General features: G+C 40.1%; 15 protein-coding genes and 1 pseudogene. All 16 read left to right on the forward strand.

All coding sequences use genetic code 11. The features are described 5' to 3' along the window. The first annotated feature begins 10 nt into the window (after positions 1-10). The 16 genes and pseudogenes from GHI45_RS01485 (at position 11) to fabG (ending at position 13,961) form a co-directional block, all read left to right on the forward strand. A pseudogene (locus GHI45_RS01485) lies at positions 11-1,364 on the forward strand (FAD-dependent oxidoreductase). A 79-nt stretch (positions 1,365-1,443) separates the two neighbouring features. Continuing rightward, the gene (locus tag GHI45_RS01490; RefSeq protein WP_147779382.1) at positions 1,444-2,256 is read left to right on the forward strand and encodes a M15 family metallopeptidase; all 813 of its coding nucleotides are present in this window, start codon (positions 1,444-1,446) and stop codon (positions 2,254-2,256) included. 194 nt (positions 2,257-2,450) lie between these two features. Next, positions 2,451-3,011: a DUF1361 domain-containing protein gene (locus GHI45_RS01495; protein ID WP_187230053.1), complete on the forward strand. Its 561-nt coding sequence runs from the start codon at positions 2,451-2,453 to the stop codon at positions 3,009-3,011. Between the two features lie 102 nt (positions 3,012-3,113). Continuing rightward, a complete protein-coding gene (gene rimP / locus GHI45_RS01500) occupies positions 3,114-3,587 on the forward strand; it encodes a ribosome maturation factor RimP (RefSeq protein ID WP_147779384.1) in 474 nt (157 codons plus the stop codon). Between the two features lie 261 nt (positions 3,588-3,848). Continuing rightward, positions 3,849-5,093 (forward strand): transcription termination factor NusA, encoded by a 1,245-nt coding sequence (nusA, locus tag GHI45_RS01505; protein WP_147779385.1) that lies wholly within the window; start codon positions 3,849-3,851, stop codon positions 5,091-5,093. A 30-nt stretch (positions 5,094-5,123) separates the two neighbouring features. Then, positions 5,124-5,450 (forward strand): RNase P modulator RnpM, encoded by a 327-nt coding sequence (gene rnpM / locus GHI45_RS01510; RefSeq protein WP_147779386.1) that lies wholly within the window; start codon positions 5,124-5,126, stop codon positions 5,448-5,450. A gap of 5 nt (positions 5,451-5,455) precedes the next feature. Continuing rightward, on the forward strand, positions 5,456-5,761 hold the full coding sequence (locus GHI45_RS01515; RefSeq protein ID WP_147779387.1) for a YlxQ-related RNA-binding protein: 306 nt from the start codon (positions 5,456-5,458) through the stop codon (positions 5,759-5,761). 21 nt (positions 5,762-5,782) lie between these two features. Continuing rightward, positions 5,783-8,554 carry a translation initiation factor IF-2 gene (infB, locus tag GHI45_RS01520; protein ID WP_147779388.1) on the forward strand — a complete coding sequence of 924 codons (2,772 nt, stop codon included), beginning with the start codon at positions 5,783-5,785 and terminating at the stop codon, positions 8,552-8,554. Between the two features lie 77 nt (positions 8,555-8,631). Then, on the forward strand, positions 8,632-8,985 hold the full coding sequence (rbfA, locus tag GHI45_RS01525; protein WP_147779389.1) for a 30S ribosome-binding factor RbfA: 354 nt from the start codon (positions 8,632-8,634) through the stop codon (positions 8,983-8,985). Positions 8,986-9,169: 184 nt separating this feature from the next. Beyond that, a complete protein-coding gene (gene manA / locus GHI45_RS01530) occupies positions 9,170-10,120 on the forward strand; it encodes a mannose-6-phosphate isomerase, class I (protein WP_147779390.1) in 951 nt (316 codons plus the stop codon). A gap of 205 nt (positions 10,121-10,325) precedes the next feature. After that, positions 10,326-10,766, forward strand: a complete 441-nt coding sequence (locus tag GHI45_RS01535) for a MarR family winged helix-turn-helix transcriptional regulator (RefSeq protein WP_147779391.1) — start codon at positions 10,326-10,328, stop codon at positions 10,764-10,766. 1 nt (position 10,767) lies between these two features. Further along, positions 10,768-11,739, forward strand: a complete 972-nt coding sequence (locus tag GHI45_RS01540) for a beta-ketoacyl-ACP synthase III (protein ID WP_147779392.1) — start codon at positions 10,768-10,770, stop codon at positions 11,737-11,739. 99 nt (positions 11,740-11,838) lie between these two features. Further along, complete coding sequence (locus tag GHI45_RS01545) at positions 11,839-12,063, forward strand: acyl carrier protein (protein WP_147779393.1); 225 nt, start codon at positions 11,839-11,841, stop codon at positions 12,061-12,063. A gap of 75 nt (positions 12,064-12,138) precedes the next feature. Beyond that, positions 12,139-13,065, forward strand: a complete 927-nt coding sequence (fabD, locus tag GHI45_RS01550) for an ACP S-malonyltransferase (protein WP_147779394.1) — start codon at positions 12,139-12,141, stop codon at positions 13,063-13,065. A gap of 9 nt (positions 13,066-13,074) precedes the next feature. Further along, positions 13,075-13,230, forward strand: coding sequence for a hypothetical protein (locus GHI45_RS01555; RefSeq protein WP_153497375.1), 156 nt, complete (start codon positions 13,075-13,077; stop codon positions 13,228-13,230). Continuing rightward, positions 13,230-13,961, forward strand: a complete 732-nt coding sequence (fabG, locus tag GHI45_RS01560) for a 3-oxoacyl-[acyl-carrier-protein] reductase (RefSeq protein WP_147779395.1) — start codon at positions 13,230-13,232, stop codon at positions 13,959-13,961. The genes GHI45_RS01555 and fabG overlap by 1 nt, the downstream gene beginning before the upstream one ends. The last annotated feature ends 14 nt before the right edge of the window (positions 13,962-13,975 follow it).

The following is a 13,975-nucleotide window of genomic DNA, read 5'->3' on the forward strand; positions in this document are numbered from 1 at the left end:
AGGAGAAAAAATGGAAACTAGAACATATAAAAATTTAATCATTGGTTTTGGTAAAGCAGGTAAAACATTAGCCAAGTTTTTGAGTGGTCAAGGAGAGACCGTTGCCTTGATTGAAGCATCAAGTGACATGTACGGAGGAACCTGTATCAACGTCGGCTGCATACCGTCAAAATCATTGATCGTCAATAGTCAGAAAAATGAGGGTTACGCAGAAGCATTTGCGAAGAAAACGACTTTGATTGGTAAATTAAATCCCAAAAATTATCACATGGTTGCTGATTTGGAAAATGCCGAAGTCATTGATGGCAAGGCACGATTTTTGTCAGATCATTTGGTCGAATTGGTTGGACAAGACCTTCAAATTCGTGCAGAGCGGATTTTTATCAATACAGGCGCTCAAGCGATTTTGCCCGATATTAAAGGACTTGATGGCAGCCAAAATGTACTGACATCAACTGAAGCACTCCAACTGGAAACTCTACCAAAGGAACTTGTCATCGTTGGTTCAGGAAGTATTGGTTTAGAATTTGCTCAAATGTTTACCAATTACGGAAGTAAAGTGACGGTTTTAAGCCATGCCACGCGCATTCTGAAAACGATGGATGAGGATGTCAGTGCACAAGTTCAATCAGATATGGAAAAAGCAGGCATTACATTTGAACTTGGTGTAGAGCCAGTTGAGCTGACAGATAAAGAGGGACAAACGGAAGTGACTTTTGTCAGCGCTGACGGAAATCGTTCAAGTCCTTGAAGCTGATAAAATTTTGTTTGCTATTGGTCGTAAACCAAATACAAGTGATTTGGGACTTGAACATACGACGGTTGAACAAGATGAAAAAGGAGCAATTCTGGTCAATGAAAAATTAGAAACAAGTGCAAAAAACATTTGGGCCTTGGGCGATGTTCATGGTGGGCCTCAGTTTACGTATGCCTCACTCGATGATTTTCGGATTGTAAAAGACCAACTTTTTGGCAGTCAAACTAAAAATTTAAACAATCGTAGTCAGATGCCACAAAGCTTGTTTATTCAGCCTGCACTCTCAACGATTGGTAAGACTGAGGCTCAGTTAAAGGCCGAAGGGATTTCTCCTCGTGTCTTTAAACTGGCATCAACGTCCATTCCAAAATCAGCAATTTTAGGACAAGCAAAAGGCTTCTTTAAAGCCATGGTTTCGGCAGAAACAGACCAAATTTTAGGGGCTGTCATCTATGCAGAGGAATCTTATGAAGTCATTAATTTGTTGGCTTTAGCCATGCAAGCACAGTTGCCCTACACGGTTTTACGCGATCAGATTTTTACACACCCAACCATGAGTGAAGCCTTAAATGATTTGTTTGCTGCTGAAAATGAAGTAACGCTGTAATTTTTTAAATAGAATGGGTTTATTTTTCGATGATTTATGATAAAATAAGACTTGGATTTAAAAGTAAAGAATCAGGATCATGGAAAAAAATAAAAAAACTTATGTCATCATCGGCCTTTTGGTCGTCATTCTTGTTGCCATTGTCACGGTTGGACTCAATCGATCTGACCAAGTCTTAAAGGCAGAAACTCTTGAAAACGTTGCTTCAAGTCAACAAAATGCGACAAGCACGCAAGACAAATCAAGCACGTCATCAACGCAGCAAACCAACAAAAATAAAACAACAGCAATCGCTAGTTTGCCCAATGCCAAGCAGAGCGATTGGAACCTCATTGTTGTCAATCGAAACCAGCCAAAAGCTGAAATCAACCCTCCGTTGACAACGGTTGACGGCAAGCAAGTGGACAGTCGAATTGCAACAGCAGTTCAAAACTTTTTAGTTGCGGCTCAAAAAATTGCACCTGCTGAGCATTTGATTTCTGGCTATCGTTCGGTAGCCTATCAAAGCCAGCTTTATCAACTTTATTTGAGTCAAGAATTAGCTGGAAATGGAACAGTCAACCAGACAGGTAAGTCTATTTCTCAAGCACAAGCGGTGGCGAATGTGAACAGTTATTCACAACCTGCAGGAAGTTCAGAACATGATACAGGGCTTGCCATTGATATGAGTACGGTCAACAGTTTGAATGCAGCAGACCCGACTGTCGCTGCTAAAGTTGCCAGCCTAGCACCACAATACGGTTTCGTCTTACGTTTTGAAAAAGGAAAAGAAGCCTCTACAGGTGTCAATTATGAAGATTGGCATTATCGTTATGTAGGTGTTGAAAACGCAAAATACATGGTTGCGCACCATCTTTCATTAGAAGAATATGTGGCTTTATTGCCAAAATGAGAAAAGAACAGTAAAATGTTCTTTTTTTGTATGTTTCACGAGGCTAAAATGTGCTATAATATGGCATGTTAAAAAATAAGAAATTTATAACCCTTCAAATCTTTTTTCTTCTCTTTATCATTTTATGCTTAGGTTTGTCCCTCCTTTTTTATGGAAAAATTACCTTGCATTCATCAATTAACCTATCCATGAGCATGGCTTGGAATGTTTTTTTAGCCTTGTTGGCTTATGATTTTGCTTATCTTTGTGTCCAAGCAAAAAATAAAATTCTTAAAGTTTGTTATGGCTTTCTTTGGTTGATTTTTTATCCAAATACTTTTTATGTGTTGACGGATGCCAAGCATTTTGTTGACTGGCTTAATCCAGCGAAAGTAGAAGCATTGATCGACAATCGGACAATCGTTGACTTTAATGTCTTAATTTTTGGCATTATTTTTGGAGTTGTCTTGGGAATTTGGTCCATTCAACTCATGCTGGAGGCTTATCTCAAACATTGGTCACTGAAAGTCCTTGTGGTCAGCTTGATTTCATTTTTGAGTTCCATCGGGATTTATGTTGGACGTTCAGAAGCTTTGCGTTTGAATTCGTGGGATTTAGTCTTGCACCCGTTAAAAACCTTGTTTTTAATTTTGAAATCAATCAATGGACAAAATCTCGGCTTTTTTGCCGCATTTACCCTTTGTCAGATTGCTTTGATTGCTTTAATTTATCTAGCACCGCAATTTTCTGTCAAAAGGGCAGAGAAAAAAGCTTGAAGCTTGACAATTCTTCGGATTATGATATAATAAGATTAAATAATTAGTAGAATGGAGCGTCTGAGAGGACGCTCCTTCTCTGTTGCTTTGGAAAGGAGAATTATGTCAGAAATTACAGAAGTAGTAGAAAGTTTTATCACACCACATTTGCCAGAACCTTTTGTGCTTCACGCGGTTGAATGGGAAAAGTACGGCGGTGATATGGTTTTACGGATTTTGATTGATAAAGCTGGTGGCATCACCATCGATGAAACTGGAGAATTGAGCGAGGTGATTTCACCTTTGTTGGATACGATGAGACCAGATCCATTTCCTAAGGAAGGCTATTTGCTTGAAGTTGCAAGCCCTGGAGCTGAACGACCATTGAAAAAGCCTGAACATTTTACGGATGCCGTTGGCGAATATGTTTTTGTCAAACTGTATCAAAAAATGGACGGAGAAAAAGAATTTTCTGGAGATTTGATGAGCTTTGACGGCGAAACATTAGTGTTAGACGTTTTAGACAAAACACGCCATAAAACAGTTGAAGTCCCATTGGAGCTAATTTCAAAAGCCCAGACAATGGTTAAGTTCTGACCATGCGACTTAGTGCTTTAGCACTTAGCGAGCATGGTCGTTCGCGCGGAGTCGCGAACATCGTAGGAGGACTTAGTGCTTTAGTACATAGCAATCGCCATTTCGTCTAGCAAGGTTTAAAATTGCCTCGTGCGAATGAGCAGCCTAGCAAAGTTACTCCAATTTGGCAGCTCAACTAAAGCTGTCAGTACTGGCAGAACTGATTACGATTGAGAAAATAGACAAGAAATTAAATTTTCTACAAAGAAAGTGAGAATAAAAATGAGCAAAGAAATGCAAAACGCCTTTGCAATGTTGGAAGAAGAAAAAGGGATCAAACCTGAAATTGTCGTTGACGCGATTGAGCAAGCCATCACAGCTGCTTACAAACGTCAATATGGACAAGCACAAAATGTGAAAGTTATCTTTGACGAAAAGAAAGGCAACTTTAACGTTTATTCAACACGTGAAGTCGTTGATGAAGTGTTTGATAGCCGTCTTGAAATTTCGCTTGAAGATGCTTTGGAATTGAACCCACACTACGAAATTGGCGACAAAATCATGTTTGAAGAAAAACCAAAAGATTTTGCCAGAACAGCGGCTGGTGCGGCCAAACAAGTCATCATGCAAAAAATGCGTGAAGAAGAACGTACGATTATCTATAATGAATATTCACGTTACAAAGATGAAATCATCACAGGTACAGTTGAAAAAATTGATAACCGTGCGGTTTATGTTAATCTTGGACGCGTTGATGCTTTGTTGACAAAGAAAGATCAAATTGCACAAGAACGTTACCATGTTGGAGATCACGTTAAAGTTTATGTTACAGATGTTATTTTGACACCAAAAGGAACACGTGTTTTCATTTCACGGACGGTGCCAGATATGCTTAAACGTATGTTTGAAAAAGAAATCCCTGAAGTTTTCGACGGTACTGTCGAAATCAAATCTATTGCTCGCGATGCAGGCGACCGTGCGAAAGTGATTGTTCAATCACACGATGCCAATGTTGATGCAATCGGGACAATGGTTGGTGCTAAAGGTGCGCGTATTCAAGGTATTATTCGTGAACTTGCTGGCGAAAAGATGGATATTATCGAATATTCAAGCGACAAAGCGACTTTGATTGCCAATGCTTTGAAACCTGCTAAAATTGAACAAGTTTTGATTACTGCAGAAGGCGCAACTTTGGCTGTTGTTGCCAAAGATCAATTATCACTTGCAATCGGTAAACGTGGACAAAACGTCCGTTTGGCTGCTCATGTAACAAACAGCAAAATCGACATCAAATCTGCTGATGAATTTAACATGGACGACTATGAATTCGTTACTGAAGACGAAGATGCTGACTCAGTAGATGTTGCAGAAGCACTTGCAGCAGCTGCAGCAGTAGTTAAAGCTGAAGGTATTGAAGAAATTGCTGAAGAAGTGATTGAAGAAGTTGTCGAAGTTGCTGAAGAAATCGTTGAAGAACTTGAAGAAGCTACCGAAGAAGCTGTCAGCACTGACAAGGTCGAAGAATAAAAAATTCATTAAGGATATTGAGGATTTTCAATGAAACAGAAAAAAATTCCAATGAGGAAATCTTTAGTTTCAGGTGAGCAATTTCCCAAACGTGACTTGCTTCGCGTTGCGTGTACCAAAGAAGGTGCAATTTCGATTGACCCTGCTGGTAAAGCACATGGACGTGGCGCCTATATCGCCTTGTTGAATACAGAAGCACAAATGGCAAAAAAGAAACGTGTCTTTGACCGTGCCTTTCAAATACATATTGCAGATGAGTTCTATGATGAATTGATTGCCTATGTTGAACACCAAGTTGCACGTCGTAAGCTTTCAGAAACGACTTATTCAGCTGAACAAGCACCTGATTATGACTAAAAATAATGGATAAAAAACAACAATTATTCAATTTGGCAGGACTTGCAAAACGAGCAGGAAAAATAACGACTGGTGAAGAATTAGTCACCAAAGCAATCCAATCGGGTCGCACTAAATTTATCTTTCTAGCCAATGATGCCAGCCAAAACTTGATTAAAAAAATGACAGATAAATCAAAATTTTATGAGGTCACTGTATGCCAGACCTTCTCTGAAATTGAACTGTCGCAAGCAATCGGACAAAACCGAAAGGTCATTGCCGTTCTTGACGATGGATTTGCAAAGAAAATGGAGAGCCTCATGACTGAATAATCGAATAAAGGGAGGACTAAATTGTCTGATAAAAAACGGATTAACCAAATCGCAAAAGAAACTGGAATGTCGAACATGGACCTTGTCAACGCTGCCCAAGCACTTGGCATGGAAGTAAAATCTCATTCAAGTTCAGTGTCAGAAGATGACGCTAAAAAAATCGTTGCTAAAGCGAGCCAAGGTGGCGTGAAAACAGCACCTGCCAAGCAAGCACCAGCAAAGAAAAATGTTAAAAAAGAACCCGTCGCACCTGCTCGCACTTTTGCAGGAAAAGCGATTGTGGAAGACCCAGCCATTCTTGCTCGCATCAAAGCGAAAGAAGAAGCTGACAAAGCCGCTAAATTGGCAAAAGCAACAGCAACAGAAGCACCCGCACAAGCAGTTGCGAAACCTGTTGTCAAAGAAGCCCCTAAAGCGCAAACCGCAGCACCAAAAACAGAAACGAAACCCGTTGCTGCTGCAGAAAAAAATGAAAAGAGTGAATCAAAAATCGTAGCGAAAAATGAAACTGCGAAAAACGACCAACCAAAATTCGGTAAAAAACCAAGAATTCAAATCAAAGTCGTTAAACGTGCAGAAGATATCAAAAAAGAAGCAGAAGCTGCTGCTGACAAACGTAAAGCTGAACATAAATCATTCGACCGTAATCGCAACCACGATAACCGTCGCAACAATGACAATCGTCGTCCTCAAAATAAAGATGGTCAAGGTCATTTTGACAAGAAACGTCCGCAAGGCCAACAAGGACAAGGCCACAATAAATTTGATAAGCCAGCTTCAACGACAGAAACATTTGCAGCACCTGTAACAGGTAAAACAAGTCGTCGTGACCGTGACAAGAAGAAAACTGAACACGATAACAATGGCGATGGCAACCGTAAAGGTGGCCCACTTCACGTTAATGATAACCGTAACCAAGTACGTAATGCTAGAAATTCTAACTGGAACAGCGGAAAACAACGTGGAAGAGGACGTAACAATAAATTTACGCAACAATCAGTACCAGCAACACAACGTAAATTCCACGAATTGCCAGAAAGTCTTGAGTACCAAGTCGGCATGAACGTGCAAGATATTGCCAAATCAATCAAACGCGAACCAGCTGAAATCATCAAAAAACTCTTCATGATGGGCACAATGGTCAACCAAAACCAATCACTCGATGAAGAAACAATCGAATTGATTTTGATGGACTACGGTATTGAAGCTGTTAAGAAAGTTGAAGAAGACAAGACAGATATCGAACGTTTGTTTGTTGAAGAAGGCTATCTTAAAGAAGAAAACATGGTTGAACGTGCACCTGTTGTTACAATCATGGGACACGTTGACCACGGTAAAACAACCTTGCTTGACCACTTGCGTAATTCACACGTAACAGAAGGCGAAGCAGGCGGAATTACACAAGCCATCGGTGCCTACCAAATCACAACTAAAGGAAAGAAAATTACCTTCCTTGATACACCAGGTCACGAAGCCTTCACAAGTATGCGTGCACGTGGTGCTTCAGTTACTGACATTACCATTTTGGTTGTTGCCGCTGATGATGGTGTGATGCCTCAAACCATTGAAGCCATTGACCACTCAAAAGCAGCCAATGTTCCAATTATCGTTGCAGTCAATAAAATTGATAAACCAGGTGCTAATCCAGCACGTGTCATGCAAGAATTGGCAGAACACGGTGTTATCTCAACAGCTTGGGGTGGCGAGTCTGAATTTGTTGAAATCTCAGCAAAATACGACAAGAACTTGGACGAATTGCTTGAAACTGTCTTGCTTGTCGCAGAAGTTCAAGAATTGAAAGCTGATCCAACAGTTCGTGCCATCGGTACAGTTATTGAAGCTCGTCTTGACCAAGGTAAAGGTGCGATTGCTACCCTTTTGGTTCAACAAGGTACGATGCACATTCAAGATCCAATCGTTGTCGGAAATACTTATGGACGTGTTCGTACCATGGTCAACGAACGTGGTCGTCGTGTGAAAGAAGCTGGTCCATCAACACCTGTTGAGTTGACTGGTTTGAATGACATGCCACAAGCGGGTGATCATTTCGCGGTCTTTGAAGATGAAAAAACAGCACGTAGTGTTGGTGAAGAACGTGCGAAACACGCTCAACTTGAAAAACGTAAGAATACCCGTCGTGTCAGCCTTGACAACCTCTTTGATACCCTTAAAGAAGGACAAACTAAGACGGTTAATATCATCATCAAAGCTGACGTTCAAGGTTCAGCAGAAGCGCTTGCTGCTTCACTTCAAAAAATTGAAGTCGAAGGCGTAAAAGTGGATATTGTCCATGCCGCTGCCGGTGCCATTTCTGAATCTGACGTTGCTCTTGCTGAAGCTTCAAATGCCATTATCGTTGGTTTCAATGTTCGTCCAACAGGTATTGCCCGTGAACAAGCGGAACGTGCAGATGTTGACATTCGTCTTCACAACATTATTTATAAAGTTATTGAAGAAGTTGAAACTGCTATGCGTGGAATGCTTGACCCTGAATATAAAGAAGAAATTACAGGTGAAGCAATCGTCCGTGAAGTCTTTACTGTATCTAAAGTCGGAACCATTGCTGGTTTCCTTGTGACGCGTGGTAAAGTCTCTCGTGATGCAAGTGTGCGTGTTATTCGTGAAGGCGTTGTGCTCTTTGACGGCACTATTGCCAGCTTGAAACATTTCAAAGACGACGTGAAAGAAGTCGGAAATGCACAAGAAGGTGGACTTATGATTGATGGCTACAACGATATTGCAGTCGATGATACACTTGAAGTTTACAAGATGGTCGAAATCGAACGTAAATAAGAATTGATGAGATGATGACCAAAGCCACAAACTGTCAGCTCTGACAGCTTGTAACAGCATAAATGAAAGGATATACAATGGGAAATTCATTTAGAAGTGACCGTGTCGCAGTCGAAATCCAACGTGAAATCAACGATATTTTGCGTAACAAGGTGCGTGATCCTCGTGTTCAAGACATCAATATCACTGATGTTAAAGTAACCGGAGACCTTTCACAAGCGACAGTCTATTATAGCCTCTTATCTGAATTGGCTTCAGATAATCAAAAGGCACAAGCTGCTTTGAAAAAAGCAACAGGTCTATTCAAAAGCGAATTGGCCAAACGAATGTCTATTTTTAGAATTCCAGAATTGACCTTTGAAAAAGACCAATCTGTTGAATATGGTTCAAAAATTGACGAGCTCTTACGTGGGTTGAATAAACCAGAATAAAAGAGAACGAGCAAAATATAAAAAGACGAGAAATTCATTTTTCTCGTCTTTTTTTAGGAATTTGTCACAAAAATGACCTTGAAATATCATCAATTATTAGCGCTGTATGCTGACTATCAGAGTGTGGTTGCCCTTTTATTTATGATATAATAGAAACATAACAATTATTTTTTAAGGGGAAAAAATGAATCAGGCATTATTTTTAAACTCGGTTTTACAAGAAAAAATTTGGGGCGGCGACCATTTGAAAGCTTACGGTTATGATTTGCCAAGTGATAAAGTGGGTGAATATTGGGCCATTTCGGCGCATCCACATGGCGTATCAACCATTGCTAATGGTGAATTCAAAGGGATGACGTTGGATAAATTGTATGCGGAACACCGTGAATTATTTGGCGACAGTGAAGAAACTGTTTTTCCGTTGTTGACAAAGATTTTGGATGCGAATGACTGGTTATCTGTGCAAGTCCACCCAGACAATGCATATGGAGCAGAACACGAAGGTGAACTTGGAAAAACGGAATGTTGGTACATCATTTCAGCTGAACCAGGTGCTGAGATTGTTTACGGACATACAGCAAAAAGCCGTCAAGAATTGGCACAAATGATTGCCGATGGAAACTGGGATAATTTGTTGACAAAAGTTCCTGTCAAAGCTGGCCAATTTTACCATGTTCCTTCTGGAACCATGCATGCTGTTGGTGCGGGAATTGTGATTTTAGAAACGCAACAATCTTCTGATACGACTTATCGGGTTTATGATTTTGATCGTCGCGATAAAGAAGGCAATCTGCGTGAGTTGCATATCCAACAATCTATCGATGTTTTGACGATTCCTGGAGATAAATTGCCAGACAATAAGGTTATGACAGAAAAATTTGAAGGTGCAGAACTTTCAACATTAGTTAAATCTGAATTTTTTGATGTCTATAAATGGGTCATCAACGGAAGCCATGACTTTACTAAAAATGCCATTTATACATTAGTCTCAGTTCTTGAAGGAGAAGGAGAACTGGAGATTGAGGGACAATCCGTTAAGATTAAGAAAGGCAATCACTTTATTTTACCAAGCACCGTTGAAAATTGGAGAATTTCTGGTCAACTTGAAATGATTGCAAGCAACCCTACAAAATAATAAAACACATAAACTAAGTCTTGTCAGGGATAACCATGCCCGAAAGGGCTGATTTTCTCCCGTTTTAAGGAACTGGAGACTGTCAGTGCTGACAAGATTTTTTCTTACATATCGTTAAATCTTTGCAAATTGAAAATTTTGTGATATAATTTGATACATGAAATGATTTGCGGTATAAAATATTACTAAACAAATCGGAGATAAAATGAAAACAGATTTTGATAGAGTCAACGAATGGTTAATTCAACTGTTCCATGATTTCATGATTTTAGAGGAGCAATTTCTCAAAGATCGCGAGACCCCTGATGTGACTGTCAAAGAGCTTCAAATATTGACGCTTATCCATGCTTTAGGAAGCTGTCGTGCGACAGATATTGCTAAAGACCAAAAATTGGCCCTTTCAACGATTACCATTACACTTAATCGACTTGAGAAAAAGGGATATATTCGAAGAACACCGTCAAAAACCGACCGTCGTGTCATTTTTGTGGGTCTTGAAGAAAAGGGCAATCAAATCTGTGATGATCACCGAGAATTTTTCAGTGATATTACCGACAGTCTTTTCGATAGCATTTACGATACTAGCGAGGATAAACTGGAGGGTGCATTAGATAACTTGCATCATTCATTGGAGAATTTGAAATAAAATGTTTGCAAAAATTACAGCAGCAGCTCATGCTTGCCCAAGTCATATTGTAAGTAATGACCAGCTTTCAACCATTATGGATACTTCAGACGAATGGATTTTCTCAAGAACGGGAATTAAAAATCGTCATATTTCTACTGGTGAAGATACTTCGGATTTGGCGATTAAAGTCGCTCAAAAATTACTTAACCAAAAAGGACTTGATGCCAGCGAGCTTGACTTTATTATTGTAGCTACCATTACGCCAGACTCACAGATGCCGTCAGTTGCGGCGCGTGTTCAGGCAGCAATTGGTGCTGAGCGTGCATTTGCCTATGATTTAGTTGCTGCGTGTTCGGGCTTCGTCTTTGCCTTGTCAACTGCTGAAAAATTGATTTTGGCTGGACAACAAAAAGGACTTGTGATTGGTGCTGAAGTTTTTTCTAAAATTTTGGACTGGTCAGACCGCTCGACTGCTGTATTATTTGGAGACGGTGCTGGTGGTGTCTTGCTGGAAAATGCAAGTTCAACACCATTTGTCATAGCAGAAGAATTAAGAACAGATGGTTCACGTGGAGACAAATTAACCTCAGGAGCAACAGGCGTGCATTCGCCATTTGCTCAAGTTGATGGGCCAAAGGCGAGCATTCAAATGGACGGACGTGCCATCTTTGATTTTGCAACGCGAGATGTTCCTAAAAATATGCTGTCAGTACTGACAAAAGCACAACTTGCTGTTGAAGAAGTTGATTATTTCTTGCTTCATCAAGCCAATTCTAGAATTCTTGATAAGATGGCCAAAAAAATAGGCGCTGACCGCCATAAATTTTTACAAAATATGGCAGAATATGGCAATACAAGTGCTGCCAGCATACCTATCCTCTTGTCAGAATCGATAGAAAGTGGTAAGCTATCATTAGGAATAAATCAAAAGATTATTCTGAGCGGATTTGGTGGGGGATTGACTTGGGGAACTATGTTGATTCAACTCTAATCCAACCCTAAAACATTGGTTATAAACCGCGCTAAGCGGATTAATAATATATTTACTAACGAATGAAAATTTTCATTCACAATAAAAGGAGAAACACTCATGGCTGTATTTGAAAAAGTACAAGATATCATCGCTGACGAACTTGGAAAAGACAAAGAAGAAATCACACTTGAAACAACATTCGAAGCACTCGATGCTGATTCACTTGACCTCTTCCAAATCATCAATGACATCGAAGACGAATTTGAAGTTGAAGTTGATACTGACCAAGACCTCAAGACAGTTTCTGAACTTGTCAACTACGTTGAAGAACTTAAAAAATAATGAAAAAGGGGTGTTCGTGCCCCTATTCATTTTAAAAAAATATAGTTTGATATCTCAAATAAAACGGTGAAAAACATGACTAAAACAGCATTTCTATTTTCTGGGCAGGGCGCTCAAAAATTGGGTATGGCTTATGACTTATATGAAAAATATGATCTCGTCAAAGAAACATTCGAACGTGCCAGCAGTTTGCTGGGCTACGACTTGCGTTTTTTGATTGACCATGATGAAGACAAGCTCAATGAAACCAAATACACTCAGCCAGCCATTTTGGCAACTTCAGTAGCCATTTATCGCTTGCTCGAAGCCAATGGCATCACGCCAGATGTTGTTGCAGGACTCAGCTTAGGCGAATACACAGCAATGGTTGCCTCTGGCAAAATGACATTTGACGAAGCGATTGTTCTCGTTTCTAAACGCGGTCAATTCATGACTGAAGCAGCACCAACAGGCTCAGGAAAAATGGTCGCTGTCATGAATACCAATGCCGAATTGATTGAAGAAATTTGTCAAAAGGCAAGTGAAAAAGGCATTGTCAGTCCTGCCAACTATAATACGCCAGGACAAATTGTGATTGGTGGTCAAGCAGAAGCAGTTGACACAGCTGTCGAGATGCTCAAAGCAGCGGGCAGTAAAAAGTTGATTGAACTGAAAGTTTCAGGCCCATTCCATACGGCAATCTTAAAACCAGCCAGCGAAAAATTGGCTGTTGAACTTGAAAAAATTCAATATGAACCATTCAAACTTCCACTGATTTCGAACACCACAGCTCAGGTCATGGAAGATGACCAAGTTGTGTCATTGCTGACAAGACAAGTAATGGAACCTGTCCGTTTTTACGAGTCAGTTGAAACCATGAAAAAACTGAATGTGACCCGTTTTATCGAGGTTGGACCTGGTAAAGCCTTGTCTGGCTTTATCAAACGGATTGATAAGACTGCTGATTTCACAAATGTTGAAGATTTAGCAAGTTTTGAAGCCTTGATAGAAGCTGAAAAATAAGGAATTGCAATGAAAATTAATCTCTTTGGCTTAGGAATTTTTATGATTGTGCTTGGCATTTTGGTCCTTCTTTTAGGAGGCAAAATCGCAGGTGCGTACATTTACACCATTATTCTGGTGGTCTATGGTATTGGATTAGTCGTAAAATATAAAGGAAAAAAATAGTGGAACTTAAAAATAAAAATGTTTTTATTACAGGCTCAACACGCGGAATTGGACATGCCATTGCATTAGCCTTTGCTAAAGCAGGAGCCAACGTAGTTATCAATGGTCGCTCTGCCATTTCATCTGAATTGCTTTCTGAATTTACCAGTTTTGGTATCAAAGCGGTCGGTGTTTCTGGTGATATTTCAAGCTCAAGCGATGCCAAACGGATGATTGCCGAAGCTACAGAATTACTCGGCTCTGTCGATATTTTGGTCAACAATGCCGGAATTACGAAAGACGGTCTGTCATTAAAGATGAGCGAAGCGGATTTTGAAGCAGTCTTGAAAATCAATTTGACCGGAAGTTTCAATATGACGCAAGCTGTCTTAAAAGCAATGACCCGTGCCAGAAGTGGTGCCATTATCAACATTTCATCAGTAGTGGGATTGATTGGTAATGCGGGCCAAGCCAATTATGCGGCTTCAAAAGCAGGCTTGATTGGTTTGACAAAATCGATTGCACGTGAGGTTGCTGGACGAAATGTTCGAGTTAATGCCGTTGCACCAGGATTTATCGCGTCTGACATGACTGCTGTCCTTTCTGACAAGGTCAAAGACGCCATGTTGGGACAAATTCCGATGAAGCGTTTTGGTCAGGCAGAAGAAATCGCAACTGCGGTCCTCTTCTTGGCAGAACAAGAATACATTACAGGTCAAGTCCTCACGATTGACGGCGGTATGGTAATGTAAACATTGAATAAATA

The organism is Lactococcus sp. dk101, from assembly GCF_009601055.1.
Classification (GTDB): domain Bacteria; phylum Bacillota; class Bacilli; order Lactobacillales; family Streptococcaceae; genus Lactococcus.

What these genes read in the sequence shown, in the direction of transcription:
- rnpM (WP_147779386.1), top strand. Translation starts at nt 5,124, where the DNA reads ATGAAACAGAAAAAAATTCCAATGAGGAAATCTTTAGTTTCAGGTGAG.
- GHI45_RS01540 (WP_147779392.1), top strand. Translation starts at nt 10,768, where the DNA reads ATGTTTGCAAAAATTACAGCAGCAGCTCATGCTTGCCCAAGTCATATT.
- fabD (WP_147779394.1), top strand. Translation starts at nt 12,139, where the DNA reads ATGACTAAAACAGCATTTCTATTTTCTGGGCAGGGCGCTCAAAAATTG.
- GHI45_RS01495 (WP_187230053.1), top strand. Translation starts at nt 2,451, where the DNA reads ATGGCTTGGAATGTTTTTTTAGCCTTGTTGGCTTATGATTTTGCTTAT.
- manA (WP_147779390.1), top strand. Translation starts at nt 9,170, where the DNA reads ATGAATCAGGCATTATTTTTAAACTCGGTTTTACAAGAAAAAATTTGG.
- GHI45_RS01490 (WP_147779382.1), top strand. Translation starts at nt 1,444, where the DNA reads ATGGAAAAAAATAAAAAAACTTATGTCATCATCGGCCTTTTGGTCGTC.
- GHI45_RS01535 (WP_147779391.1), top strand. Translation starts at nt 10,326, where the DNA reads ATGAAAACAGATTTTGATAGAGTCAACGAATGGTTAATTCAACTGTTC.
- GHI45_RS01545 (WP_147779393.1), top strand. Translation starts at nt 11,839, where the DNA reads ATGGCTGTATTTGAAAAAGTACAAGATATCATCGCTGACGAACTTGGA.
- rbfA (WP_147779389.1), top strand. Translation starts at nt 8,632, where the DNA reads ATGGGAAATTCATTTAGAAGTGACCGTGTCGCAGTCGAAATCCAACGT.
- GHI45_RS01555 (WP_153497375.1), top strand. Translation starts at nt 13,075, where the DNA reads ATGAAAATTAATCTCTTTGGCTTAGGAATTTTTATGATTGTGCTTGGC.
- nusA (WP_147779385.1), top strand. Translation starts at nt 3,849, where the DNA reads ATGAGCAAAGAAATGCAAAACGCCTTTGCAATGTTGGAAGAAGAAAAA.
- rimP (WP_147779384.1), top strand. Translation starts at nt 3,114, where the DNA reads ATGTCAGAAATTACAGAAGTAGTAGAAAGTTTTATCACACCACATTTG.
- GHI45_RS01515 (WP_147779387.1), top strand. Translation starts at nt 5,456, where the DNA reads ATGGATAAAAAACAACAATTATTCAATTTGGCAGGACTTGCAAAACGA.